Source organism: Gilliamella sp. LMG 34361, from assembly GCF_984569075.1.
This window is the reverse complement of sequence record NZ_OZ474903.1, coordinates 2,782,498-2,808,322: the sequence shown is the minus strand read 5'-3', so window position 1 is coordinate 2,808,322 and position 25,825 is coordinate 2,782,498. Positions and strand designations below refer to the sequence as shown.

The 25,825-nt window shown below is 35.9% G+C and carries 24 protein-coding genes; 14 read left to right on the top strand and 10 right to left on the bottom strand.

All coding sequences use genetic code 11. The features are described from left to right. Positions 1-72 precede the first annotated feature (72 nt). Together yiaK and AC5LXI_RS13050 are read left to right on the top strand one after the other, a co-directional pair. Positions 73-1,086 (top strand): 3-dehydro-L-gulonate 2-dehydrogenase, encoded by a 1,014-nt coding sequence (gene yiaK, locus AC5LXI_RS13055; RefSeq protein WP_493442729.1) that lies wholly within the window; start codon positions 73-75, stop codon positions 1,084-1,086. A gap of 83 nt (positions 1,087-1,169) precedes the next feature. Then, positions 1,170-2,678, top strand: coding sequence for an MFS transporter (locus AC5LXI_RS13050; RefSeq protein ID WP_493442728.1), 1,509 nt, complete (start codon positions 1,170-1,172; stop codon positions 2,676-2,678). A gap of 117 nt (positions 2,679-2,795) precedes the next feature. Here the strand turns inward: AC5LXI_RS13050 and AC5LXI_RS13045 are convergent, their stop codons facing one another. Beyond that, positions 2,796-2,987, bottom strand: a complete 192-nt coding sequence (locus AC5LXI_RS13045) for a hypothetical protein (RefSeq protein ID WP_493442727.1) — start codon at positions 2,985-2,987, stop codon at positions 2,796-2,798. Between the two features lie 78 nt (positions 2,988-3,065). On the opposite strand from AC5LXI_RS13045, the gene manD reads away from it, so the two are divergent. The 10 genes from manD (at position 3,066) to AC5LXI_RS12995 (ending at position 12,805) form a co-directional block, all read left to right on the top strand. Then, entirely contained in the window at positions 3,066-4,280 is a 1,215-nt protein-coding gene (gene manD, locus AC5LXI_RS13040; protein WP_493442726.1) for a D-mannonate dehydratase ManD, read from the top strand. A 15-nt stretch (positions 4,281-4,295) separates the two neighbouring features. Next, positions 4,296-5,312, top strand: a complete 1,017-nt coding sequence (locus tag AC5LXI_RS13035; RefSeq protein WP_493442725.1) for a Zn-dependent oxidoreductase — start codon at positions 4,296-4,298, stop codon at positions 5,310-5,312. A gap of 52 nt (positions 5,313-5,364) precedes the next feature. After that, a complete protein-coding gene (locus AC5LXI_RS13030; RefSeq protein ID WP_493442724.1) occupies positions 5,365-6,711 on the top strand; it encodes an MFS transporter in 1,347 nt (448 codons plus the stop codon). A 12-nt stretch (positions 6,712-6,723) separates the two neighbouring features. Then, complete coding sequence (locus tag AC5LXI_RS13025) at positions 6,724-8,205, top strand: mannitol dehydrogenase family protein (protein WP_493442723.1); 1,482 nt, start codon at positions 6,724-6,726, stop codon at positions 8,203-8,205. A gap of 181 nt (positions 8,206-8,386) precedes the next feature. Continuing rightward, positions 8,387-9,070 (top strand): GntR family transcriptional regulator, encoded by a 684-nt coding sequence (locus AC5LXI_RS13020; protein WP_493442722.1) that lies wholly within the window; start codon positions 8,387-8,389, stop codon positions 9,068-9,070. Positions 9,071-9,152: 82 nt separating this feature from the next. Beyond that, on the top strand, positions 9,153-9,431 hold the full coding sequence (gene yccX, locus AC5LXI_RS13015; protein ID WP_493442721.1) for an acylphosphatase: 279 nt from the start codon (positions 9,153-9,155) through the stop codon (positions 9,429-9,431). A gap of 100 nt (positions 9,432-9,531) precedes the next feature. Then, entirely contained in the window at positions 9,532-10,098 is a 567-nt protein-coding gene (gene lptC, locus AC5LXI_RS13010; protein ID WP_493442720.1) for an LPS export ABC transporter periplasmic protein LptC, read from the top strand. A gap of 3 nt (positions 10,099-10,101) precedes the next feature. After that, entirely contained in the window at positions 10,102-10,656 is a 555-nt protein-coding gene (lptA, locus tag AC5LXI_RS13005; protein WP_493442719.1) for a lipopolysaccharide transport periplasmic protein LptA, read from the top strand. Between the two features lies 1 nt (position 10,657). Next, positions 10,658-11,383 (top strand): LPS export ABC transporter ATP-binding protein, encoded by a 726-nt coding sequence (gene lptB / locus AC5LXI_RS13000; RefSeq protein ID WP_493442718.1) that lies wholly within the window; start codon positions 10,658-10,660, stop codon positions 11,381-11,383. A gap of 6 nt (positions 11,384-11,389) precedes the next feature. Next, entirely contained in the window at positions 11,390-12,805 is a 1,416-nt protein-coding gene (locus AC5LXI_RS12995) for an RNA polymerase factor sigma-54 (RefSeq protein WP_493444310.1), read from the top strand. 38 nt (positions 12,806-12,843) lie between these two features. Here AC5LXI_RS12995 and AC5LXI_RS12990 read toward each other — a convergent pair whose 3' ends face one another. From AC5LXI_RS12990 to leuA, 5 genes are all read right to left on the bottom strand, one after another. Next, positions 12,844-13,608 carry a class I SAM-dependent methyltransferase gene (locus AC5LXI_RS12990; protein ID WP_493442717.1) on the bottom strand — a complete coding sequence of 255 codons (765 nt, stop codon included), beginning with the start codon at positions 13,606-13,608 and terminating at the stop codon, positions 12,844-12,846. 39 nt (positions 13,609-13,647) lie between these two features. After that, positions 13,648-14,250, bottom strand: coding sequence for a 3-isopropylmalate dehydratase small subunit (gene leuD / locus AC5LXI_RS12985; RefSeq protein ID WP_034884245.1), 603 nt, complete (start codon positions 14,248-14,250; stop codon positions 13,648-13,650). 11 nt (positions 14,251-14,261) lie between these two features. Next, positions 14,262-15,671, bottom strand: coding sequence for a 3-isopropylmalate dehydratase large subunit (gene leuC / locus AC5LXI_RS12980; protein WP_493442716.1), 1,410 nt, complete (start codon positions 15,669-15,671; stop codon positions 14,262-14,264). Positions 15,672-15,735: 64 nt separating this feature from the next. Beyond that, positions 15,736-16,815 carry a 3-isopropylmalate dehydrogenase gene (gene leuB / locus AC5LXI_RS12975; protein WP_493442715.1) on the bottom strand — a complete coding sequence of 360 codons (1,080 nt, stop codon included), beginning with the start codon at positions 16,813-16,815 and terminating at the stop codon, positions 15,736-15,738. A 69-nt stretch (positions 16,816-16,884) separates the two neighbouring features. Then, complete coding sequence (gene leuA, locus AC5LXI_RS12970; RefSeq protein WP_493442714.1) at positions 16,885-18,432, bottom strand: 2-isopropylmalate synthase; 1,548 nt, start codon at positions 18,430-18,432, stop codon at positions 16,885-16,887. A gap of 563 nt (positions 18,433-18,995) precedes the next feature. On the opposite strand from leuA, the gene nfsB reads away from it, so the two are divergent. Then, positions 18,996-19,640 (top strand): oxygen-insensitive NAD(P)H nitroreductase, encoded by a 645-nt coding sequence (gene nfsB / locus AC5LXI_RS12965; protein WP_086357476.1) that lies wholly within the window; start codon positions 18,996-18,998, stop codon positions 19,638-19,640. A 121-nt stretch (positions 19,641-19,761) separates the two neighbouring features. Here nfsB and AC5LXI_RS12960 read toward each other — a convergent pair whose 3' ends face one another. Beyond that, entirely contained in the window at positions 19,762-20,181 is a 420-nt protein-coding gene (locus AC5LXI_RS12960; protein ID WP_065578093.1) for a hypothetical protein, read from the bottom strand. A gap of 297 nt (positions 20,182-20,478) precedes the next feature. Between AC5LXI_RS12960 and ettA the strand changes: the two genes are divergently transcribed. Further along, positions 20,479-22,146, top strand: a complete 1,668-nt coding sequence (gene ettA / locus AC5LXI_RS12955) for an energy-dependent translational throttle protein EttA (protein ID WP_493442713.1) — start codon at positions 20,479-20,481, stop codon at positions 22,144-22,146. Positions 22,147-22,207: 61 nt separating this feature from the next. Here the strand turns inward: ettA and AC5LXI_RS12950 are convergent, their stop codons facing one another. The 3 genes from AC5LXI_RS12950 to AC5LXI_RS12940 are packed head-to-tail and all read right to left on the bottom strand — an operon-like array spanning position 22,208 to position 25,763. After that, on the bottom strand, positions 22,208-23,830 hold the full coding sequence (locus tag AC5LXI_RS12950) for a DUF2813 domain-containing protein (RefSeq protein WP_493442712.1): 1,623 nt from the start codon (positions 23,828-23,830) through the stop codon (positions 22,208-22,210). A 15-nt stretch (positions 23,831-23,845) separates the two neighbouring features. Next, positions 23,846-24,649: a lipopolysaccharide core heptose(I) kinase RfaP gene (gene rfaP / locus AC5LXI_RS12945; RefSeq protein WP_493442711.1), complete on the bottom strand. Its 804-nt coding sequence runs from the start codon at positions 24,647-24,649 to the stop codon at positions 23,846-23,848. Beyond that, a complete protein-coding gene (locus AC5LXI_RS12940) occupies positions 24,642-25,763 on the bottom strand; it encodes a glycosyltransferase family 4 protein (RefSeq protein ID WP_493442710.1) in 1,122 nt (373 codons plus the stop codon). The genes rfaP and AC5LXI_RS12940 overlap by 8 nt, the downstream gene beginning before the upstream one ends. Positions 25,764-25,825: the final 62 nt, after the last annotated feature.

Below are 25,825 nucleotides of genomic sequence, written 5' to 3'. Positions count from 1 at the left end.
ATTGAATTATTAAACTCATCAAAACTAAATATTAATAAAAGCGTTAACCGGCTGTTTTTTAAGGATACAAAAATGCAAAAAGTAACATTTCAGGATATGAAAGCGACCATCAAAAAAGCATTTCTTAATGCAGGATTATCAAAACAACAAGCGGAAATATGTGCACAAATACACACCGAATCTACTTCTGACGGGGTTTACTCCCATGGATTGAATCGAGTAGCGCGTTTTGTTGATTATGTTAATAAAGGTTGGGTAGATATTAAAGCTCAGCCTAGTCTAGTTAAATCACTAGGCGCACTTGAAGTTTATGATGGGAATCAAGGGATCGGAATAACAAATGCACTATTTGCTTTAGATAAAGCAATTGAATTAGCTAAAAAACATGCTGTTGGTATTATTGGATTACGTAATACAACTCATTGGATGCGTGGTGGAACTTACGGTTGGAAAGCTGTAGAAAAAGGATTTGCTGCAATTTGTTGGACGAATACCGAATCATGTATGCCGGCTTGGGGCGCAAAAAATACTCGATTAGGTAATAACCCATTCGTGATGGCAGTGCCAAGTTTAGATGGTTCAATCGTTGTAGATATGGCGATGTCACAATATGCCTATGGTAAGCTTCAAGTTACTCGCTTAAAAGATGAGAAACTTCCGTTTCCTGGTGGTTATGACAAAGATGGCAATTTAACTGATGAGCCAGGGCCAATAGAAGAATCAATGCGAATTCTACCAACTGGATATTGGAAAGGGTCAAGTATGGCTATCGTACTAGATGCAATGGCGGCACTTTTATCGATGGGTAATCCAACTAATGAAATTGATAAGATTCAAAAAGGAAGTTGTACCGGCGCTAGTCAAATTTTTATGGTATTTGACCCTTCTCAATTGGGAGGAAAAGAATTTAATGAACAGATGGTAACTAGTATTACTCAATATGTTAATACCTCAACACCGGCTGAAGGGCAAAAAGCTGTTTTTTATCCAGGTGAATTAGAAATAAACACTCGTAAAGATCATTTAACCAATGGTATACCTGTTGATAGTGAAGTGTGGCGTGAAGTTGTTTCATTAGCAAATTAACTACAATCAAACTTAATAATTAAAAAAAAACAATTAATTATTAAGTTTTTGCTAATCCAAGAATTCATTAAAAAGGAAAAAATATGAATAACGCGGTTAATAAAAAGAAAAAAGTAACGATTCCAATCGCTATCGGCTATGGTCTAACGGATATTATGGGCGGTGGTGCTTTTACAATTATCGGAGCATGGTTACTTTTTTTCTATACTACTTTTGTAGGATTAACACCTATTGAAGCGGCATCTATTGTGGCAATTGCACGAATAGTTGATGCGATTGTCAGCCTTTTTATGGGCAGTTTCACCGATAACTTTTATAAATATAAGTTAGGACAAAAATTTGGAAGAAGACGGTTTTTCTTACTAATTGGCTCTCCTCTTATGTTGCTTTATGTTTTACTTTGGGTAACCGGGATGAATTATTGGTTTTATTTAACGGTATATTTAGTCTTCGAAATCGTTGCCGCTATTGTGTTGATTCCTTGGGAAACACTACCGTCAGAAATGACCAAAGATTATAATGATAGAACCAAATTATCTACTGGTAGGATGTTTTTATCTGCTAGCGGGACTTTTTTAGCAACATTAGTACCAGGTATTTTAATTCACTATTTTGGTGAAAATAATGCTTATGCCTATTTTATTAATGGACTTTTCTTCTCGGTTATTTTTGCTGTCTGTGTATTTATTTCATATAAAGTGACGTGGGAAAGAGAACTAACTCCAGAAATGTTAAAGCATCAACAGCAAGGCGTGAACAAAAAAAGTTTTTCTGAAAAAGTGATGGTTGTAAAAAATCTAGTTAAAGATTATTTATCCACATTTAATATTCGAGCTTTCCGTAGACATTTAGCTATCTATTTATTCTCATTTACGGCAAAAGATATTTTTAACACTGTATTTGTCTTTTTTTGTGTCTATTGTTTATGTGTCTCTTCGTCATTTGCCGGTGGATTGTTATCGTTAAGTATTATCGGATTACCAATAACATTATTGGCTGGTGTTGCAATGGTAAAATATGGTCCGGGAAGACTGTATATATTCTCTTATACAACAATGATCATCTGTATCTTAGGTTTTTACGCTGTATATGTAGTCGATCCTTCATCCAAAATCTGGTGGTTATATATTTTGGCTATTTGTTATCAGGCCGGTCGTTGCATTTTAGAATTTACCCCATGGAATGTTTTTCCGTTTATTCCTGATGTTGATGAAATGCTAACTAGACAGCGTCGAGAAGGTTTATATGCGGCTGTTATGACATTTGGTCGCAAAACCACAGTTGCTATTGCCACGTTCATCGTCGGATTGATTCTACAAAAAGGTGGATTTGTGCAAGGTAGTACTCAACAAAGTGCTGAAGCGATAAATACTATCAGTATATTATTTGTTGGTGGAACAGTTGGTTTATTATCAATTGCATTAATTTATGCATTAACTTTTAAGTTAAATAAGCAGACTCACACAATTTTAGTTACAGAAATTGAACGTTTAAAAAATAATGGCTCGAAAAGTGATGTTTCGGAACAGACTCGTAAGGTTGTTGAAAATCTCACCGGTCATAAATATGAAAGTCTATGGCGAGATAAATAATACAAACTTTGCAGTGCTCAACAATATATAAGCTTACTGCAAATTAAGTAATTTATACGATTTTATTTTTAATTCTACAATTATAAATACCTTTTCTATTAAAAGTGTCGTGTTGATTCAATATGACACTTTTTTATCTATAACCAACACATCAATATTAATCTTGATAAATCTATTTAAGGTTAATTCAATAACCTTATGATAATTATTACTTTTATTAGGCTGTTTATCATTTTTGCCATCTATGGCGAGAACATCGGCTAATCCGTAATTTTTTGCAATATTTTTTGGTAATGTGATCTTACTCACAAAAACATTCTAATCTACTTGTATGGTAGTATTTAATCAATTAATCTGATGCCGCATAAATCATAAATGAGGTATTCAATGAAAATCGTAAAAGCGGAAGTTTTTGTGTGTAGTTCAGGAAGGAACTTTGTCACATTAAAAATCACTACAGATTCAGGCGTATATGGAGTTGGTGATGCGACACTCAACGGACGAGAATTATCTGTCGCATCATATCTCAAAGATCATCTTTGCCCACAGTTAATCGGGCGAGATGCTAGTCAAATTGAAGATATATTTCAATATTTCTATAAAGGTGCTTATTGGCGTCGTGGGCCAGTGACCATGTCAGCAATATCAGCAATTGATATGGCGTTATGGGATATCAAAGGTAAAGTAGCCAATATGCCACTTTATCAGTTATTGGGTGGGGCTTCACGTACTGGTGTTATGGTTTATTGTCATACTACCGGTAAAGATATTGAAGAAGCGCTAGATGATTATGCTAAACATAAAGAGATGGGCTTCAAAGCCATTCGTGTTCAGTGTGGAATACCGGGAATGAAGACCACATATGGTCAAAGTAAAGGTAAAAATTTAGCTTATGAACCGGCTACTCGAGGTAATTATCCAGAAGAGCAATTTTGGGCAACCGATAAATACCTTGATTTCACACCAAAATTATTTGAAGCAGTAAGAAATAAATTTGGTTTTAATGAGCATCTATTGCATGACATGCATCATCGTTTAACGCCAATAGAAGCAGCTCGATTTGGGAAAAGTATCGAAGATTATCGTCTATTTTGGATGGAAGACCCAACACCAGCAGAAAATCAAGAGTGCTTCCGTTTGATTCGCCAACATACCGTCACGCCAATAGCGGTTGGTGAAGTATTTAACAGTATTTGGGACTGTAAACAACTAATTGAAGAGCAACTGATTGATTACATCCGAACCACCATAACCCATGCAGGCGGCATCACGCACATGCGTAGAATTGCCGATTTTGCCGGACTTTATCAAGTTAGGACAGGTTCACATGGACCATCCGATTTATCACCAATCTGCCATGCAGCGGCACTTCACTTTGATATGTGGGTACCTAACTTCGGGGTGCAAGAGTTTATGGGTTATTCCGAACAGATGTTAGAAGTTTTCTCGCCTAACTGGACTTTCACTGATGGTTATATGCATCCAAGTGATAAACCAGGTTTAGGAATCGATTTTGATGAAAAACTAGCCGCTAAATATCCATACAACCCAGCGTATTTGCCAATTGCTCGTTTAGAAGATGGCACATTGTGGAATTGGTAGAGTGAAGGAGTTTATATGAAAAGTATTGTAGTCAAAAAGCCGAATGAACTAGAAATTGAGGAACGTGAAGTTCCTCAACCAGCTAAAGGTGAAGTAAGAGTCAAAGTAAAACTAGCCGGTATATGTGGTTCGGATAGTCATATCTATCGAGGACATAACCCATTTGCAAAATATCCAAGAGTCATTGGGCATGAATTTTTTGGCATTATCGACGAAGTTGGTGAAGGGATACATCCTTCAAGGATTGGTGAACGTGTTTCCGTTGATCCAGTTATTAGTTGTGGATGTTGTTATCCTTGTTCTGTTGGTCGCCCTAATGTTTGTTCATCCCTAACCGTTTTAGGTGTTCACCGTGATGGTGGATTTAGTCAATATGCAACCGTACCAAGTAAAAATGCCTATACGATTCCTGATGAAATAAGTGATGAATTTGCTGTGATGATTGAACCATTCACTATTGCAGCCAATGCTACAGGTCACTTAAAACCAACTGCAGATGATATTGCATTAATCTATGGTGCAGGTCCAATGGGACTAACATCAGTACAAGCACTAAAAGGTGTTTATCAAGTTAAACAAGTTATTGTTGTTGATCGAATTGACGAACGTTTAGCTATGGCACAAAAAAGTGGTGCAGATAAAGTTATAAATAATACAGATTTATCATTAAAAGAAGAATTAGAAAAACTTAATATTAAACCAACAGTTATTATTGATGCAGCATGTCACCCTTCGATTTTGCAAGAAGCAATTACCATTGCTTCTCCAGCGGCAAGAATCCTAATAATGGGCTTTTCAAGTGATCCTTGTCAAATTACTCAACAAGGAATAACCAGTAAAGAGTTATCCATTTTTTCTTCTCGATTAAATGCGAATAAATTTCCAGTTGTTATTGATTGGTTAAAGAAAAAATTAATCGACCCTCAGAAGTTAATCACACATCAATTTGATTATACGAAAGTAATTCAAGCAATTGAAACTTTTGAAAAAGATCAGAAAAACTGTTGTAAGGTCCTATTAACCTTTAGTTAGCACTAGAAAAAGTCTTGTGAATTTCAGATAAAATATTAAAAGTGAGAACAGTATGAATAAGATAGGAAATAAGAATGAAAGGGATACTTCGGATTTAGTTAAAGCCGCAGTATCAGGCTGGCTCGGAACAGCTTTAGAATTTATGGATTTTCAATTGTACTCTTTAGGTGCTGCTTTAGTTTTCCATGAAATTTTCTTCCCAGAACAATCAGCTATTATGGCGTTGATTTTAGCAATGGGTACTTATGGTGCTGGTTATGTAGCTCGAATCGTTGGTGCCTTCGTTTTTGGTCGCATGGGTGATGCAATTGGCCGTAAAAAAGTACTATTCATTACAATTACCATGATGGGCGTATGTACCACACTAATTGGCGTGTTACCAACTTATGCTCAAGTTGGTATTTTTGCACCATTGATGTTGGTTGTTTTACGTATTATTCAAGGGTTAGGCGCAGGTGCTGAAATTTCAGGTGCTGGAACTATGCTTGCTGAATATGCACCAAAAGGGAAAAGAGGAATAATTTCTTCATTAGTTGCGATGGGAACGAACTGTGGAACATTAAGTGCAACAGCAATATGGGCATTTATGTTCATTTTATTAGATAAAGATCAGTTAGTTGCATGGGGATGGCGTGTTCCATTTATTGCCAGTGTAATTGTTATGATTTTCGCAATCTGGTTGCGAATGAATTTAAAAGAAAGCCCAGTATTTGATGAAGTTAATGATACAAATGCACCAAAAAATGATGATAAAGCACATATCTCATTACTTGGTATGTTTAAAAGTAAATCATTTTGGTTAGCTACAGGATTACGGTTTGGACAAGCAGGAAATTCTGGTTTGATCCAAACTTTCTTAGCGGGATATTTAGTACAAGCATTACTCTTTAATAAAAGTATTCCAACCGATGCAATTATGTTTAGTTCAATAGTTGGTTTCTTGACAATTCCTTTTTTAGGTTGGTTATCTGATAAGATCGGTCGAAGAATTCCTTATATTATACTGACATTGTCGGCAATTGTACTTGCCTATCCAATGTTATCTATCATTGTCGATATAAATCATTCTGTAAATACTATTACATTATGTTTAATTCTCATTCATAATATTGCCGTTTTAGGTTTATTTGCCCTAGAAAACATTACTATGGCCGAAATGTTCGGTGCTCGTAATCGATTTACACAAATGGCAATATCTAAAGAAGCAGGAGGATTAATTGCAGTAGGATTTGGTCCAATTTTGGCTGGAATTTTCTGTAACATGGTTGATGATTGGTGGCCAATTGTGGCTATGATTATCGTTTACTCTTGTATTGGTCTTATCTCTGCTATCCTTATGCCTGAGGTAAAAGATCGTGATTTAGCTGACCTAAATGATGCAGCAGATAGTAAAAATTAAACGGAAAAAATAATGAGATTATCAAATCAAACTTTATCACAACTACCTAAAGAGGTAGTTGTTCCAACTTATGATAGAAGCAAAATCAAAACCAAAATTGTTCATCTTGGTTTTGGGGCATTTCATCGTGCCCATCAAGCAGTTTATGCAGATATATTAGCCGCACAGCATGATAGTGATTGGGGTTATTGTGAAGTTAATTTGATTGGTGGTGAAACACAAATTCAAGATTTAAAACAGCAAGATTGCTTATTTAGTGTATGTGAAATGTCTTATGATAACTGGAATACCCGCGTAGTAGGTATTGCAAAAGAAGCATTACATGCAGATATTGATGGAATACAAAAAGTCTTAGATGTGATGACTCGGCCAGAAATTGCAATTGTGTCGATAACTGTTACCGAGAAGGGCTATTGTTATTTGCCTTCAACATCATCAATTGATACCAATAATTCATTAATTAGTCATGATATCGCGAATCCTCATGCGCCTAAATCAGTTCCAGGTGTTATTGTAGAGGCCTTACGTTTACGTAAAGAAAAGGGGGTAAAACCTTTCACCGTTATGTCTTGTGACAATATGCCTGAAAATGGCCATGTTACTCGTAATGTTGTTTTAGCGCTGGCTAAACAGCAAGATGCAAATTTAGCTCAATGGATTGACGAAAATGTGACTTTCCCATCAACTATGGTTGATCGAATAGTACCAGCAGCCACACCTGAAACAATGGCTAAAATAAAAAAACAACTTGGTGGAATTGATGATCCAGCAGGTATTGCTGGTGAGCCATTTAGACAATGGGTGATTGAAGATAACTTCGTGGCTGGTCGTCCTCAGTGGCAGAAAGCTGGAGCAGAACTCGTTGTTGATGTTTTGCCTTATGAAGAGATGAAATTACGCATGTTAAATGGTAGTCACTCATTTTTTGCATACTTAGGCTATTTAGCAGGTTATTTACATATCGATGAATGCATGCAGGATCCTAATTATGTTAAAGCAGCTAGACATTTAATGTTAAATGAACAAGCAACTACTTTGCGAGTAAAAAATGTTGATTTGCCTGCATATGCTGATTCATTATTAGATCGTTATCGAAACACAGGTCTAAAGCATCGAACATGGCAAATAGCCATGGATGGAACCTTGAAATTACCACAACGTATGCTTGATTCAATTCGCTATCACTTAGCTGACAATACCTCATTTGATTGCCTTGCTTTAGGTGTTGGCGCATGGATGCGTTATGTAAGTGGGGTTGATGATGCGGGTAATTTGATTGATGTAAGTGATCCATCAATTAGCAAAATAAAACAGTTAGTTGCTAATAGTGCCGATGACGAAAATAGAGTCAACGCACTGTTATCCCTAACTCATGTATTTGGTAGTGATTTACCAAATAATTCACTTTTTGTTAAGAAGGTAACGACAGCATATCTCTCTTTACGAGATTTTGGCGCTAAAAAGACAGTTGAAAATTTAACTCAACTTTTTTAAAATTACAGAGATAACTAACAATAATTAATAATCAAGGTGTAATCGCATTATTTAGCAATTACACCTTTTATATTTAGCCCCCCAAATATTTAATATATAGCATTTTTTTTAAAATACTTTTCTTATAATTAAAAATCACCTACTATTCACTTTAATACAATTAATTAAATAAGAATGGTATATGTTTAAACTTATCGAATTGAATATTTCAGAGCCTGTTAATCAACAAGTTTATCGTACATTAAGAAGAGCGATTATCACTTGTCAGGTTTTACCTGGCGTTTTACTTTCTGAAAAAGAAATTTCTGCTCAATTCAATGTATCGCGCCAACCAGTTCGCGAAGCTTTCATCAAATTAGCTGAAGCAGGGTTGGTTAAAATTCTTCCGCAACGAGGGACATTTGTAACCAAAATATCGGTTAAAAAAGTAATTGATGGTCAATTTATTCGTGAAGCAGTTGAATGCGCAATTATTAAACGTGTTGCACAAGAAATTAGTGATTCTGATCTATTATCACTCGAAAAAAATCTAAAAGAGCAAATTGACGCTAACAAACATAAAGATATCCGTTATTTTTTAGAAAAAGACGATGAATTTCACCAAATTTTGATGAATGTTATTGATTGTCCAATGGCATGGGAAACCGTCGAAAATATTAAAGCAATGATGGATAGGGTAAGATATCTCACTTTAGAAGATGTTTCTCCACCAGAAGACTTGGTTAAACAACATGAAAAAATCGTTATTGCACTAAAAAAACATGATCCAGAAATGGCAGCATTTGCACTTCATGAGCATTTAACGACTATATTAAAGACGATAAAAATAGTATCGCAACAACATAATGAGTGGTTTGTTGATTAAATTATTATCAAATAATAATACTAACTAATCAGCGACTTTATTTTTTGAATTAAGCATAATTTATCAATCGAGACTTTTTAGCATGATAAAACAAGTTAAAATCCGAGTATCTGGCCGTGTTCAAGGTGTGGGTTTCCGTTTTTTTACCTATCAACAGGCTGCTAAGTTAGGGTTAGCAGGCTATGTAAAAAATTTGGATAATGGGGATGTCGAATTAGTTGCTAAAGGGGATAGTTTGACAATAGCTAAGTTAATACAGTGGATTGAACAAGGCGGTCCTGCATCTGCTCGCATAACCAATATCCATGTTACGAAATTGGTTCCTGAACATGATTTAACTTCTTTTAATGTCAGATATTAATTTAACAAAAAATAAAGTAAAATAAGGCAATTTTTGGTGATTAGTAATAAAGGTCCATTTTTATTAATGATTAATCTTATTTACGTAATTAATATAAACTATGAATAAAAAAAATTTAATCTGTATTTTACTACTCATTTTGATAATTGGTGTTTATTATAGTTACCAAACAGAAGATAGCATTACGATCGCCCCATCAAAAGCAAACTCGCCTGATACACCTATTTATCAGAGTGATGATATGACAACTAATGTCTATGATTTATCGGGCACCATGGTCTATAAGATTGAATCAAGTAAAGTAAAACATTTTGATAATACTGAAAATACAGATTTTGATTTACCTAATGTCACTCTTTACGATCAGGAGCATGCTGCGACTTGGCATATTCAAGCAAAACGCGCAATGTTGACTAATGATAAATTAATCTACCTTTATAAAGATGTAGTGTTAACAAATTTAACGCCTGATTCGCAATTACAACAAGTATTAACAGATAATGCAGTAGTCGATTTAAAAACACAACTTGTAACGTCTGATGATCCAGTAAAAATTAAAGGAATTGGCTTTTTTTCGACTGGTACAGGTTTAGTTGGCAATTTAAGAGAAAAAACGGCAAATATACTTGAAAATATAAAAACCTTCTATAATACTGAGGCACAATAAAAAATGAGATTAAAAAAACAAGCAATTTACCTACTGTATTTTTTATTCTGTTTATCATTTACTTGTTTTGCAGATGAATCGACTGCGGAATCTTCTTCCTCCCCAAAAGACCAAAAGATGTTTGCTAATGACAAGCCTATCGCAATTGATGCTGATAACCAACAAATTGATATTGAAAAAAATATTATCACCTTTAATGGTAATGTTCAGATTGTTCAAGATGGTCTAACTATTTGGGCTGATAAAGTCGTGATAACCGATATGCAAGACTCAACTAAACAAAAAATTACAGGATATGGTAACCCTGTAAAATATAAACAAATTATACCTAAAAATAATAAAGTTGTGACAGGTCACTCATCGCAGGTTATCTATGATGTGAAGGAAAGTAACGTTGTATTGCAAGGTGATGCCGAGCTGATTCAGCAAGATAATCGAATAAAAAGTTCACTTATTACTTATGATGTAAAAAATCAACGAATAATTGCACAGCCGGGTAAAAATGAACGAGTAAAAACTACTATCATCCCAATTCAAGTTAAAGAGATGAATAAATAAAATGTCAATTTTAAAAGCCGAAAGCCTCGCTAAAGTTTATAAAAAACGGCGTGTTGTTGAAGATGTAAGTCTAACTGTCAATTCTGGCGAAATCGTTGGTTTACTTGGCCCTAACGGTGCTGGTAAAACTACTACTTTTTATATGGTAGTTGGCATTGTGACTTTGAATGCTGGAAAAATCTATCTCGATGATCATGATATCAGTATTTTACCGTTACATGAACGTGCTCAAAAGGGTATTGGCTATTTACCTCAAGAAGCCTCAATATTTAGAAAATTATCTGTTATTGATAATATTATGGCTATTTTAGAAACGCGCAAGGATATTGATAAAAATGAGAAATTGAATCGGGCCGAGGAGCTACTTGAAGAATTTCATATCACACATATTCGGGACAATATAGGCCAATCTTTATCTGGTGGTGAACGACGACGAGTTGAAATAGCTAGAGCCTTAGCTGCGAATCCAAAATTCATTTTACTTGATGAACCTTTTGCTGGCGTTGATCCGATTTCAGTTATTGATATCAAAAATATCATTAAACACCTACGAGATCGCGGGTTAGGGGTGCTAATTACCGATCATAATGTCCGTGAAACGCTTGATGTTTGTGAGCGCGCCTATATAGTAAATAAAGGTCATTTAATTGCTGAAGGTACGCCAGATAGTATATTAAATAATGACTATGTTAAACGTGTTTACTTAGGACATGAATTCAGATTATAGATTATGATGAAACAAGGCTTACAACTGAAGGTTTCGCAACAGTTGTCAATGACGCCACAATTGCAACTCGCAATTCGTATGTTGCAATTGTCGACTTTAGAATTACGACAAGAAATTCAAACCGCACTTGAAGACAATCCATTATTAGAGATTGCTGATCAATATGATGAAGTCAACGTTGAGCAGCATGAGCTTAACGAAAATATTGATACCCGCGAAGCACTAGATAGCCAAGAAATTCCAGACGATATTCCTTTAGATGCATCTTTAGATGATATTTATACTGCCGGCACACCATCAGGAACCTATTGGGATTATCGTAATGATGAGTTACCAATTTATCAAGGTGAAACGCATGAAACATTACATGACTATTTAAATTGGCAATTAGATTTAACGCCTTTTAGTGATATTGATCGTGCAATTGCACTATCCATTATTGAAGCAATTGACGATAGAGGTTACCTAACAGTTTCGACTCAAGAAATTTTAGAGGAACAAGGTAATAGTGAGATTGAGATCGACGAAGTTGAAGCTGTATTAAAGCGAATTTGGCATTTTGATCCAATTGGCGTTGGAGCTAGAACTTTACAAGAATCCTTATCTATTCAAATTCAACATTTAACACCACCAGCATTAGTAACAGAGATCATCGGTAATTATTTAGATTTATTGGCAAGTCATGATTATAGAACCTTAAAAAAACGATTAGATGCTTCTGATGAGCAGTTAAAAGAGGCGATTAATTTCATTCAGCATTTACAACCTTATCCCGGCGATTCGGTTAACACCACGCCACCTGATTATGTTATTCCAGATGTTATAGTTAAAAAAATTACAGGTAAATGGACAGCGGAATTGAATAACGATACTGTCCCAACTCTTCGCATCAATCAACAATATGCTGCGATGGAAAAAATAAGTAATGAAAGTGACAGTCAATATATTCGTTCACATTTACAAGATGCTAATTGGTTTATTAAAAGTGTCGAAAATCGTAACGAGACTTTATTAAAAGTTAGCCAATTTATTGTTGAGCGCCAACAAGCTTTCTTTGAAAAAGGTGCTGAATATATGAAGCCAATGATTTTGTCTGATGTCGCTGAGGCGATTGATATGCATGAATCGACAATCTCACGAGTAACAACACAAAAGTATCTACAATGCCCAACCGGCATCTTTGAGTTAAAATTCTTCTTCTCAAGCCATGTTAATACTGAATCAGGTGGTGAAGCTTCATCTACAGCAATTCGGGCTTTAATTAAAAAATATATTTCCGAGGAAGATGCAAAAAAACCTTTGAGTGATAGCAAATTAGTTTCAATCCTTGAAAATCAAGGGATTATTATTGCTCGGCGAACGGTAGCAAAATATCGTGAGGCATTGTCGATACCACCGTCAAATCAACGAAAACAGCTTTAATATTAGTTAGCTGTTTTCGATTCTTTTACTATTAATTTCTAAATCACTTTTTGCGTTTCAATAATCATCATATCAGAGGTAAAAGATCCATCTGATTGTAATTCGAAGTAAGATTTTGTATCTTGAGATGCACTTATTTGATAACTTTTTATCGCATCTACTAAATTATTCGGTGTACGCATACGTTTTATCCAACTATCAAAAATCAAGGGTAAACGATAGCGTTGAATCTTATCAATAGTAAATCCAGCTTCGCTTAAAAATGTCAGCCATTCGCCTGACGTATAGTCGCGTACGTGGGAAGTGTCACGTAGTGCTTCAATCGTTTGTAACCAAATATCTAAAACAGGCTGACCAGGCGAAACCACATCCATAATAATTAATTTACCATTTGGTTTGGTGATACGATGTAATTCACGCAAACTTTTACCCACATCCTGCCAATGATGGGCAGAATAACGACTGACGACAATATCAAAATAGTTATCGTCAAATGGTTGATGCTCAGCATAACCATGCACGGTGGTAATATTTTTTAAGTTACGTTCATCCGCAGTTTGTTCTACCACTGCTAACATTTGCTCCGATAGATCGTAAGCTGTGACATGTTTAACCTGTTTTGCTGCAATAAAACTGACATGGCCTGCGCCACATCCCATATCTAAAAATTCAGCATTAGGATAATTAGTTAAAAAGCTGGCTAGATATTCAAGATCCGCTCCTTGTGCATGAACTTTACTGGTTAAGTAGGCGTTAGCTTGCTGGCCGAACTGTTGATTTACTTTATCATGATGGGTTGTCATTAATTTTTCCTATACAAGGCGCTTGCGCGCCTTAATAAATTAATTTAAGAATGTAGGAATTTTATGCTCAAAAGAGCTGATAGCATCTTCATGTTGTAGGGTTAAACCAATATTATCTAAACCATTTAATAAACAGTGGCGTTTGAAGGCATCAATTTTAAATGAATATTGTTTGTCACCAGCAATGACGACTTCATTAACTAAATCAATAGTGAATTCAATTCCTTCATTTGCTTCAACAAGTTTAAACAACTCATCAACTTCTTCTTCAGACAAGTTAACTAATAATAGTTGATTATTAAATGAGTTATTATAGAAAATATCAGCAAAGCTTGAACCAATAATAGTTTTAAAACCATAATCAGTTAATGCCCATGGTGCATGTTCTCGAGATGAACCACAACCAAAGTTTTCACGAGCTAATAAAATACTCGCGCCTTTATAACGAGGTTTATTTAATACAAACTCTGGATTAGGTTGTTTACCGGCGTCATCTAAAAATCGCCATTCATGAAATGCATGTTGCCCAAATCCGGTACGAGTAACTTTTTGTAAAAATTGTTTAGGAATAATCGCATCAGTATCAACGTTCGCGGCATCTAAAGGCACGACCAATCCTGTATGTGTTGTAAATTTTGCCATGACAAGTCTCCTTAAAACGGTTTGCGAATATCAGTAAAATGACCAGTAATGGCCGCCGCAGCTGCCATTGCCGGGCTAACTAAATGCGTTCTGGCATCACGGCCTTGGCGTCCTTCAAAATTACGGTTACTGGTTGATGCACAGCGATCACCTGATGCTAATTTATCATCATTCATCGCTAGACACATTGAACATCCTGGTAAACGCCACTCAAAACCGGCATCGATAAAAATCTTATCTAATCCTTCAACCTCTGCCTGTTCACGCACCGGACCGGAACCCGGAACGACTAAAGCTTGAACACCATCGGCGACTTTACGACCTTTGGCAACTTCAGCAGCGGCACGCAGATCTTCGATACGGGAATTAGTACAAGATCCTATAAACACTTTATTGATCTTAATATCAGACATTTTAGTTCCCGCGGTTAACCCCATATAGGCTAATGCACGTTCAGCTGAATGTTTTTCAATTGGATCGGAAAAATCTTGAGGATTTGGTACTTGAGAATCAATAGCGGTTACTTGACCAGGATTAGTTCCCCAAGTTACTTGCGGAGCAATATCTTTTGCTTCTAAAGTCACAATCGTATCGAAATGTGCTCCTTCATCTGTTTTTAAGGTTTTCCAGTAAGCAACAGCTTGCTCAAAATCTTCACCTTTAGGTGAGAATTGACGACCTTTTAAATATTCAAATGTGGTTTCATCTGGTGCAACTAATCCAGCTTTGGCACCCATTTCAATGGCCATATTACATAATGTCATTCGGCCTTCCATTGACAAAGATGTAATTGCTTCGCCACAAAACTCAACGACATGACCTGTACCACCAGCACTGGTGGTTTTACCAATGATTGCTAGAATAATATCTTTGGCGGTAATGCCATCAGCGACTTTACCTTTGACTTCGATTTTCATCGTTTTAGCGCGACCTTGTTTCAATGTTTGGGTAGCTAAAACGTGTTCAACTTCCGATGTCCCAATCCCAAAAGCTAATGCACCAAAAGCGCCATGTGTTGCGGTGTGTGAGTCACCACAAACTATCGTCATACCCGGTAATGTCATCCCTTGCTCAGGACCAACAACATGCACAATACCACGTAATGGACTTTGTAAACCGTATAAAGAGACGCCAAACTCTTCTGCATTTTTAGCTAATTCGGTTAGCTGAATTCGTGCCATCTCACTACAAGCGCTTAAATCATTACTTTTCGTTGAGGTGTTGTGATCCATGGTGGCGAAGGTTTTATGCGGTTGTCGGACTTTGCGATTCATTGCGCGTAAACCATCAAAGGCTTGAGGAGAGGTGACTTCATGAACCAAATGGCGATCGATATATAAAATAGGGGTTTCATTCGGTGCTTCATAGACAACATGTGCATCATATAATTTTTGATACAATGTTTTTGGTTTTGTAGACATTGCTTATATTCCTTTAATATTCTTTAAAAGGGTTAATATGATTTATTAACCCTTGCTCTAAAAATTAAATTAAACGACAAATGGTATCGCCCATTTCATCGGTTGAAACATAACTACCACCACGAGCAAGATCGATAGTGCGTACGCCTTGTTGTAAAGCCTTGTTAACTGCATTCTCAATAGCTTTAGCAATATCATCACGTTTTAAACTATAACGAACTAACAGTGCTAATGATAAAATTTGTGCAGCAGGATTAGCAATATTTTTACCTGCAATGTCAGGCGCACTACCACCAGCAGGTTCGTATAAACCAAAGCCATCTTCATTTAAACTGGCAGAAGGTAACATTCCCATTGAGCCGGTAATCATGGCGCATTCATCTGATAGGATATCACCAAATAAGTTAGAACAAAGTAATACATCAAATTGCGCAGGATCTTTCACTAATTGCATAGTGGCATTATCAATATACATATGCTCTAATGTGACATCTGGGTACTGTTTAGCTACTTCACTTACAACTTCACGCCACAAAATAGAAGTTTGTAGAACATTGGCTTTATCTACTGACGTTACTTTCTTGCGACGGATTTTCGCTGCTTCAAATCCCATACGGGCAATTCGTTCAATTTCAAAGCGGTGATAAACTTCAGTATCAAAAGCACGCTCTTGAGGGCCAGTTCCTTCACGCCCCTTAGGTAAACCGAAATAGATACCACCAGTTAACTCACGCATACATAAAATATCAAAGCCACGTTTAGCGATATCTTCACGTAACGGACATAACTCCTCTAAACCTTGGTATAAACTAGCAGGGCGCATGTTGGCAAATAATTTAAAATGTTTGCGTAATGGTAATAGAGCACCGCGTTCAGGTTGTTGATCGGGTGGTAAATTGGTCCATTTTGGACCGCCAACCGAGCCAAATAAGATAGCATCAGCTTTTTCACATCCTTCTAACGTCTCTTTTGGTAATGGGCAACCGTGAATATCAATTGCTGCACCACCCACATCATATTCACTAGTTGTAATGGCTAGGTTATATTTTTGACGAATAACCTCTAACACTTTATAGGCTTGTTTCATCACTTCTGGGCCTATACCGTCACCAGGTAGTACTGCAATATGGTAATTTTGTGACATATCTATTCCTTAACAATCTAATTATATTTTAAATATTTCGTTATTAAGTAACGAAACAATATTTACTTTTTAGTATTGGTGCAATTTTTGTTTTTGTTCTGCAACCTGATTTGCTCTATAAACATTATTTAACACATTAATTAATGCTAATGCTGATGAATGAACAATGTCGGTAGCAAGCCCAACTCCATGGAATTTACGTCCTTTATATTCGGCAACGATATCGACTTGACCCAAGGCATTTTCACCCTGTCCTTTAGATGCTAATTGATATTTCACAATTGAAATAGGTTCGCCAGTAATACGATTTATCGCTTGATAAACAGCATCAACAGGGCCATTACCTGTTGCTGCATCTGAATATTTTTGATCGCCAATAATTAAACTAACTGAAGCGGTTGAAACGACAGTAGAGCCAGATTGTACATTAAAATAATCCAATACATAATGCTCTTCATCATCTTTAATTTGATTAATAAAAATTAATGCTTCTAAATCATAATCAAAAACCTGGCCTTTTTTATCGGCAAGTTCTAAAAAGGCTTGGTAAACTTGATCTAAATTATAATCATTATCCTGATAACCTAATTCAGCTAAACGATGTTTTACTGCAGCTCGGCCTGAACGAGAAGTTAAATTTAATTGGATTTGATTTAAACCGATCGACTCAGGGGTCATAATTTCGTAGGTTTCACGATTTTTTAACACCCCATCTTGATGAATGCCGGATGAGTGCGCAAAGGCATTACTACCAATAACCGCCTTGTTAGACGGTATCGGTGTATTGGTAATTTGGCTGACGATTTGACTGGTACGATAGATCTCTTGATGATTAATATTGGTGTGAACGTTTAAGATATTTTGGCGGACTTTAATCGCCATAATAACCTCTTCTAAAGCTGTATTACCAGCGCGTTCACCTAAACCATTCATCGCCCCTTCAATCTGCCTAGCACCTTCTTGAATCGCGCTAATCGAGTTAGCCACCGACATGCCCAAGTCATCATGACAATGAACAGAGATAATCGCTTTATCAATGTTCGGGACACGTTCAAATAAGGTATGAATAATGCCACCAAATTGATAAGGGACAGTATAACCGACAGTATCCGGTATATTGATCGTGGTTGCCCCTGCTTGAATTGCTGCTTCAACAATCCGACATAAGTTATCAATTGGGGTACGGCCTGCATCTTCACAAGAAAACTCCACATCATCTGTATAATTACGTGCACGTTTAACACAGTGCACAGCCTGTTGAACGACATCTTCAAATGTCATTTTTAATTTATCTTTAACATGTAGCGTTGATGTTGCCATAAAAGTATGAATACGAAATTGATCGGCTACTTTTAAAGCTTCGGCTGCTACATCAATGTCTTTATCAATACAACGAGACAACGCACAAACACGACTATTTTTAATGGTTTTAGCAATAGTTTGTACTGATTCAAAATCACCTGGAGATGAGATAGGGAAACCAACTTCCATTACATCTACCTGCATTCTTTCTAATGCTAAAGCTATTTGAAGTTTTTCTTTAACACTTAAACTTGCTTGTAACGCTTGTTCACCATCACGTAATGTTGTGTCAAAAATAATAATTTGATCGCTCATTGTTATTTCCTTTATATTTTAGCGCTATCTCGGTATTTCAAGTTAAGAAAACAAAAAACCCGCACTTTAGCGCGGGTTCTTGTTAATTTGTCGAGTTAATTATTAAATCACTTTTACTCCACACACAAGCTATCCGCGCAAACTGATGCGAGGAGGAGGCTGAGTAGGAGGTTTGTAAATTTAATCATTAACTTCTCAATATTATTTATTGAAATATTTGTACAATTTTTATCAAAAATTTTTACCTATGTCAAGGAAGATATTCTAATTATGAATTTTTGCATGGCTAAATTTAGTTAAGATCTGATTAGATATGATGCATTTAGCATATTTTATTAATAATCAATGAAAAGAATGCTAAGAAATAAATTGAAAAATATTCCAATAGTATGCAGAATAGTTGGAGTTTAGGGTATAAGCGCCTGATAAGTAGTTTTCAATAGATTCAAAATAATCATTTCAATAACAAGAATGCTCATTATTTATGTATCCATTTCTGCTCTAAAAATAGATTTACCCAAGTAACGCTATTTCAACATTAATTATCATTTATTGGAGCCATTATGAATATCGTCGAAATTTCACAAAAACGTTATACCACCAAACATTATGATAAAACCAAAAAGATTCCTAAAGATAAACTTGAACAGTTACTAACTGTATTAAGAAATAGTCCTTCGTCGGTTAACTCACAACCTTGGCATTTTTATATTATTGATAATGATGCGGCTAAAAATAAAATTTTACCAGCTATTGCTGAATTTAATCAGCCACGAGTAACTGATTCTTCTCATACTATTTTATTTTGTATTAAATCACCTTTAGAAGATGCACATTTAGTTAATTTACTTAACCAAGAAGAGAAAGATGGCAGATTACCATCATCCGAGCTTAAGCAAACACAGGATGAATCAAGACGTTATTTTGTCACTAAAAATAGCAAAACTGTTGAATCCCAACAGAGTTGGGAAGGCGAACAGACTTATTTAGCTTTAGGGCAATTACTTTTTGCTGCTGCGGCAATTGGTGTTGACTCAACCGCTATCGAAGGATTTGATTGTGATAAAATGGATGAGATTTTAGATCTAAAACGCAAAGGGTTAAAAAGCCTTGTTATTGCAACATTAGGTTATCGTTCTGAAAACGATGGTAATGCTCATCGTCCAAAATCACGTTTACCAAAAGAACAGATTTTTACATTTTTATAAAATCACACAAAATATTCTCCATATTAAATCAAATTAATATGGGGAATATTTATACAGTCGCTATTGCAACATTTTTTCTGGCTAAATTAGCTAACCATTGCATATAAATCGATAGGTTTTTCTAACATAACAGATTCGAAAATTCATCAAACGAAGAAACTATGGTTGTTTCTTCGAACGTTTCAAAATCTTCCTCTTTTAATAACTCCATACATTTTTTATTGGCAGTCATAAGTGGAAAATCTGAACAAGTAAAAATCATTGGATACTGGTGAATGAGTGAATAAATAGCTTTTTCTAACTCAATATGATCACAAGGACTCAAAATATCGATTGATGAGACTATACCTTCATCCTCTTCGTCAAAAGAGAAAATTAAGGTACAAGAGTTAGATATAATTTTGTCATCATAAATCTCATCTCCATAATCTAATGAATATTCTTCATCATTTACTTTCGTGCAATACGGACTAAATGCATTTAAAACCATATTTTGCCGAACAGAGTTATCCATTGCAATAATGCCATATTCAATTCCCATACTATTCCTTCCTTAAATACGTATAATTGAGGTGAAAAACAATAATTATCAGTATAGAACCATAAAGAAAGATAATAAATAGTGATGCCCAAAATTAGAACGGAAATCAAATTGGTTAAAACTGATAGTTTAATTAATCTTTCAATCATTCATTATTAATTAGTGAATTGATATATAATAAATTCATTACATTCTTATAAATAACGCTAGACCAAGCTTTCAGAATCATTACAATATACGCCAATAATCACGTAGCAATGCTATGCAAGTTTTAATCAATTAAACGGATAATGTTTTATGGCGCAATATGTTTATACCATGAACCGCGTGGGGAAGATTGTTCCTCCTAAACGCTATATTTTAAAAGATATTTCTTTAAGTTTTTTTCCGGGGGCTAAAATTGGTGTCCTTGGTCTAAATGGGGCAGGTAAGTCTACATTACTACGAATTATGGCTGGAGTTGATTCCGAAATTGAAGGTGAAGCTCGTCCGCAACCGGGTATTAAAATCGGTTATTTACCTCAAGAACCCAAACTTGATCCTAAACAGACTGTACGTGAAGCAATTGAACAGGCTGTTGGCGATGCTAAAAACGCATTGGCTAGGTTAGATGAAGTCTATGCAGCTTATGCCGATCCTGATGCTGATTTTGATAAATTAGCTAAAGAACAAGCCGAGCTTGAAGCAATAATTCAATCGCAAGATGCCCACAATCTTGATAACCAATTAGAGCGTGCAGCTGATGCCTTACGCCTACCGGATTGGGATGCGAAAATTGAAAATTTATCAGGTGGTGAGCGTCGTCGCGTTGCTATCTGTCAATTATTGCTTGAAAAACCAGATATGTTATTAATTGACGAACCAACCAACCATTTGGATGCTGAATCTGTTGCTTGGTTAGAGCGTTTTTTACATGATTATGAAGGTACAGTGGTTGCTGTTACCCATGACCGTTATTTCTTAGATAATGTTGCTGGTTGGATTTTAGAGTTAGACCGTGGTGAAGGGATCCCATGGGAAGGTAACTACTCATCTTGGCTTGAACAGAAAGATCAGCGATTAGCTCAAGAAGCGGCAACCGAATCGGCTCGTCGTAAATCAATTGAAAAAGAGTTGGAATGGGTACGACAAAATCCAAAAGGTCGCCAAGCAAAAAGCAAGGCTCGGTTAGCCCGTTTTGAAGAACTAAACAGTAATGATTACCAAAAACGCAATGAAACCAATGAACTCTTTATTCCACCTGGACAACGTTTAGGTGATAAAGTCATTGAAGTGGCTAATTTAACCAAATCATATGGTGATCGCGTTTTGATTGATAACCTCTCATTTAGCATTCCTAAAGGTGCCATCGTTGGTATTATTGGTCCAAATGGTGTGGGTAAATCAACGCTATTTAGAATGTTATCGGGTAAAGAACAACCGGATTCAGGCACTATCACTTTAGGTGATACCGTCCAACTTGCCTCTGTCGATCAGTTCCGTGACAGTATGGATGATAAAAAAACGGTTTGGGATGAAATTTCCAATGGTCAAGATATCATGCGAATTGGTAATTTTGAGATCCCAAGCCGAGCTTATGTGGGGCGTTTTAATTTTAAAGGGGTTGATCAGCAAAAACGTGTTGGTGAACTATCCGGTGGTGAAAGAGGGCGAGTACATTTAGCTAAATTATTACAAGTTGGTGGTAATGTACTATTACTTGATGAACCGACCAATGATCTTGATGTCGAAACCTTACGTGCGCTTGAAAATGCGTTATTAGAGTTTCCGGGTTGTGCGTTAGTCATCTCGCATGACCGCTGGTTCCTTGACCGTATTGCAACTCATATTCTGGATTATCAAGACGAAGGACATGTTGAGTTCTTTGAAGGTAACTTTACTGAATATGAAGAGTGGAAAAAACGCACCTTAGGGGCAGAAGCACTTGAACCTAAACGAGCCAAATATAAACGAATTGCTAAATAGCGTTATAGCCAAAACCGTCGATAATTATCGGCGGTTTTTTAATCGTTAAATGAATAGAGACTTAAACCAAGGATTTAGATGTCTTAACCAATTTAGCGAAGGTATCGGTTAATAATCTAGGAATTGCTGCTTTACCACGGGCTTTTGCATCATCACAAACGGCAATCGCTAAATCGGGTTTAGAACTTTTGTGGATCGCTTTTTGAATAATTTTGGGTACCGACATATCAATATGGGCAACGGTATTATAAGCAGCTAACTTATATACGTGACTAAAGCCATGTTTAAATAGGAAGTTTTCAATGTCACGGGCTGGCAATACGGTGATATAATCATTTAAATTTTCGCCGGGTGCACATTGTGATTGTACCGTCTCAGCATATTTTTTACCTGCCATATCGCCATCAGTAATCACATACCAGCGAATGCCCATTTTATTGGCATAATGGATTAATGGTTTTAAACCACACTGCGCAAATTCTAACAATTGGATCCCCTCTGAACCTAGATGATAGCCACTTTGTTCGGCAAGCTCTCTGAGTAACCATACTTCCGTCTCACCTTCAACCAGCAACCAACAACGGGCAAATAGAGCAGTAGGGCGACGATAGAGTACATGGAATAAAATGCGTCGACTATCACCGACACTTAAAGAACGAGGGGCGATATACTTAGTTACAATTTGATCGGGTTGGCGGATCAATCGGTAAATACTCTCTAATGGAAACAGAGAAACTAAATCACTTGAGTTAGAAGTAATAATTTTTTGGGTAGGTAAATTTTTTAATAAACGAAAGCCAACCGATAGAATAATTGGATGTAACTGACTTTCGGGTTCTTCTAAAACTAAAATTGGTACTGAACTGTGAGAGAGAGGGTTATCACCTTTAGCATTAACAATCGACCCAAATATACCTAAAAGTGCGGTGCGAAGATAATCATTATCTAAATCATCTAATATATTATTGATTCGTTCGAGCGAATTCCAATCTTCGGTTTTTGGATTACTTTTTTGCGCTAATTTTTTATAGTTAGATCGTTGTTGAGAATCAACAAAATAGTATGCTAATAATGAACGAGCTGCTTGTAAGCCACGATTAAGCTCATCCTGACTTAATTGTGCCGAGTGTGCTTTTAATTGTTCAGATAGTTGTTCAATAAAGTATTGTGATAAAGGTTCATTTGTGACAGGTAAATCCTTAGCATTAACTGAATTTTTAAGTGGCATGACTGGATTTAAGTTAATCAAAATAGCGATTAATAATTTTGGATTATCTAGATTTAACCTTTCACCATATTCATCCAACAAATTATGTTCAGTGATAATAGTATCACCATTTTTTTGGGCATTAATTTGGTAAGTAATTCGATATAAATTGTCTGCTGGTGAGCGATAACTAACGGCTGTCAGAGGCTGATAAGCTTGTTCAGTTAATTGATTTGCATAAGATTCACAATAAACAACATTTATTGAAATGTGATTACCATCATCCTTATCATAATAGAAATCTGAATCTACAAATTGATAAAATTTATTATCTAGAGTTAGCAATTTTAATGCACTGATTAAACTCGATTTACCCCATTGGTTTTCACCAATAAGTACGCTAGATTTAGCATTAAGTTTCAACGAAAGTTGCTTAATTCCTCTAAACCCTTTGATATCAATTTGTTCAATAAACATGTCATGTCCTTATGGTTAAAGATGATATTTTTCAGTTCGTTTCGCGATACGCTCAGCTTTATGCTTAGCACTAGCAATTAATTTATGCTCATCACGCAAAATGGCTTTAATTGGTTTCTTGAAATAGGCTCTTAAAAAACGCCAAATATCTCGCTGGATTAATCCAATATTGATTGATGAAAAGTAAAGTCCAATTAAATCCTTATCACGCCAGCGGGTGGGGACTTTATCGCGTGTTTGTGCACGATGAAGATCAATCACCGAGAGTTTGATTTGCTGTTTATTTTCCATTAGTGGTAAGTCCAACAAGAAATGACACAAATAACAGTCCCGATGATTGACGCCCGCTTCATGCATTTTAGCTGTCATATTCGCTAAATAAATAGTTAACGATCGTTTTAAATGATAACTAGGCGGATTAGTTAACCATGGCTTAGTGAAATCTTCTAAACTGACAGTAGGATTAAGATCTTTAGTAATAATAAAAGAGTGCCGAGTTAGTGGATTTAATCCTTTGCGGCCAAATGCACGTCCATCCATCGTATTCACCCCAGCTTGCTCTAAACGATGAATCGCATTCCATTCTTGTTTAGCATCTAAAACAGGTAAGCGTAACGAAATAAGGTTTTTTACAATTTCTTTAACCGTTGTGCCTCGATGAATTTTAATAAAATAGGATTCATCCTCAAATTGGAAATTGAGGGTTTTGCGTTGTTTAACGGCACGATAAACTTTACCTGAAATCAATTCAACCTCAGTAAAAGGATCTTTACCTTGCCATAATTCTTTGAATGGTGATTTGAGTTTAACTTCATTCATAATGACATCCTAAAATAATGTCTGCTGCGCGCTGAGCTAAATGATATAAATCTTCGCTATTAGCATAAACAATCGCATTATTATGCCAATTAGTCCATTGTGTTTTATCACTAATTGCTTGTGTTAATGCGTCATTTAAAGCCTTTTGATGATAAGGTTCTGGCAACACATCGCCGGCACTAGCTTGGTTAATATGATAAGCATATCCCGAAATACCTGACACAATCACTGGTACACCTGCCGCTAACGCTTCAATCAAAACCATGCCGGCGGCTTCTTGCCTTGCCGGATGTAGTAATAAATCAGCTGAAAATAAAAAATCAGGAATATCATTACGACCAGAAAAGAAACGTACCTGTTTAGCGATAGCTAACTGATCGGCCAATTTTTGATATGGCTCGGGCTTATCTTGGCCCACTACCAGATAGGTAACTTTTTGCTTGAGATCATTAGGTAAAGCTGCAATTGCTTTCAATGCACGATCAACGCCTTTACGTTTAAAATCTGAACCAATTTGCACAATCACAAAATCATCAAGACTAATTTGATTAGCTTGTCGAAATTGTTTGCGTTTTTGGGGCGCATCAGCATTATATTTTCGATCTAAAGCAATGCCAGGTGGTAACAGAAAGAACCGCTCATTTTGAGTATGATAATGATCTTTGAAATCTTGAATTTGTTGCTTAGTTAACACCATGATTTTGGTGGACGAACTAGGAGCAAATACCGCTCGTTCAAACGCTAAATAGTGTTTACAACGTTTTGATAATTTATAAAAAAGACCTTTATGTGCGGCTTTTTTAGCAAAACAAGTATCACCAGCAAAATAGACATCTAAGCCCGGCATTTTGTTAAAACCAACCACGCAATCGGCTGGATTAGCTTGTAAGTGAGTCTTCACCCAATGATAATAAGCTTGATTGCGGCTATGGTTAAATAATCCTTTTTTCGGAACGATAATAATATCAAAGCCAGTCGGTTTATCACCTTGCCAGTCCATAACATAAACACGGATCTGATGGCCACGAGCTTGGCAAGCGGTAGCAATTTGCAAAAAATCGCGTTGCAAACCACCAAAAGGAAAAAATTTATAAATACAAAAAGCCAGTTGCATGCAGATTATCTCAAGTTAGAAATCATCATTATATACTTGTTGATAACAAAGGTGCAAAAATA

Excerpts from the sequence above, each read along its gene's own strand:
- yiaK (WP_493442729.1), top strand. The coding sequence starts at position 73 with ATGCAAAAAGTAACATTTCAGGATATGAAAGCGACCATCAAAAAAGCA.
- AC5LXI_RS13050 (WP_493442728.1), top strand. The coding sequence starts at position 1,170 with ATGAATAACGCGGTTAATAAAAAGAAAAAAGTAACGATTCCAATCGCT.
- manD (WP_493442726.1), top strand. The coding sequence starts at position 3,066 with ATGAAAATCGTAAAAGCGGAAGTTTTTGTGTGTAGTTCAGGAAGGAAC.
- AC5LXI_RS13035 (WP_493442725.1), top strand. The coding sequence starts at position 4,296 with ATGAAAAGTATTGTAGTCAAAAAGCCGAATGAACTAGAAATTGAGGAA.
- AC5LXI_RS13030 (WP_493442724.1), top strand. The coding sequence starts at position 5,365 with ATGAATAAGATAGGAAATAAGAATGAAAGGGATACTTCGGATTTAGTT.
- AC5LXI_RS13025 (WP_493442723.1), top strand. The coding sequence starts at position 6,724 with ATGAGATTATCAAATCAAACTTTATCACAACTACCTAAAGAGGTAGTT.
- AC5LXI_RS13020 (WP_493442722.1), top strand. The coding sequence starts at position 8,387 with ATGTTTAAACTTATCGAATTGAATATTTCAGAGCCTGTTAATCAACAA.
- yccX (WP_493442721.1), top strand. The coding sequence starts at position 9,153 with ATGATAAAACAAGTTAAAATCCGAGTATCTGGCCGTGTTCAAGGTGTG.
- lptC (WP_493442720.1), top strand. The coding sequence starts at position 9,532 with ATGAATAAAAAAAATTTAATCTGTATTTTACTACTCATTTTGATAATT.
- lptA (WP_493442719.1), top strand. The coding sequence starts at position 10,102 with ATGAGATTAAAAAAACAAGCAATTTACCTACTGTATTTTTTATTCTGT.
- lptB (WP_493442718.1), top strand. The coding sequence starts at position 10,658 with ATGTCAATTTTAAAAGCCGAAAGCCTCGCTAAAGTTTATAAAAAACGG.
- AC5LXI_RS12995 (WP_493444310.1), top strand. The coding sequence starts at position 11,390 with ATGAAACAAGGCTTACAACTGAAGGTTTCGCAACAGTTGTCAATGACG.
- AC5LXI_RS12990 (WP_493442717.1), bottom strand. The coding sequence starts at position 13,608 with ATGACAACCCATCATGATAAAGTAAATCAACAGTTCGGCCAGCAAGCT.
- leuD (WP_034884245.1), bottom strand. The coding sequence starts at position 14,250 with ATGGCAAAATTTACAACACATACAGGATTGGTCGTGCCTTTAGATGCC.
- leuC (WP_493442716.1), bottom strand. The coding sequence starts at position 15,671 with ATGTCTACAAAACCAAAAACATTGTATCAAAAATTATATGATGCACAT.
- leuB (WP_493442715.1), bottom strand. The coding sequence starts at position 16,815 with ATGTCACAAAATTACCATATTGCAGTACTACCTGGTGACGGTATAGGC.
- leuA (WP_493442714.1), bottom strand. The coding sequence starts at position 18,432 with ATGAGCGATCAAATTATTATTTTTGACACAACATTACGTGATGGTGAA.
- nfsB (WP_086357476.1), top strand. The coding sequence starts at position 18,996 with ATGAATATCGTCGAAATTTCACAAAAACGTTATACCACCAAACATTAT.
- AC5LXI_RS12960 (WP_065578093.1), bottom strand. The coding sequence starts at position 20,181 with ATGGGAATTGAATATGGCATTATTGCAATGGATAACTCTGTTCGGCAA.
- ettA (WP_493442713.1), top strand. The coding sequence starts at position 20,479 with ATGGCGCAATATGTTTATACCATGAACCGCGTGGGGAAGATTGTTCCT.
- AC5LXI_RS12950 (WP_493442712.1), bottom strand. The coding sequence starts at position 23,830 with ATGTTTATTGAACAAATTGATATCAAAGGGTTTAGAGGAATTAAGCAA.
- rfaP (WP_493442711.1), bottom strand. The coding sequence starts at position 24,649 with ATGAATGAAGTTAAACTCAAATCACCATTCAAAGAATTATGGCAAGGT.
- AC5LXI_RS12940 (WP_493442710.1), bottom strand. The coding sequence starts at position 25,763 with ATGCAACTGGCTTTTTGTATTTATAAATTTTTTCCTTTTGGTGGTTTG.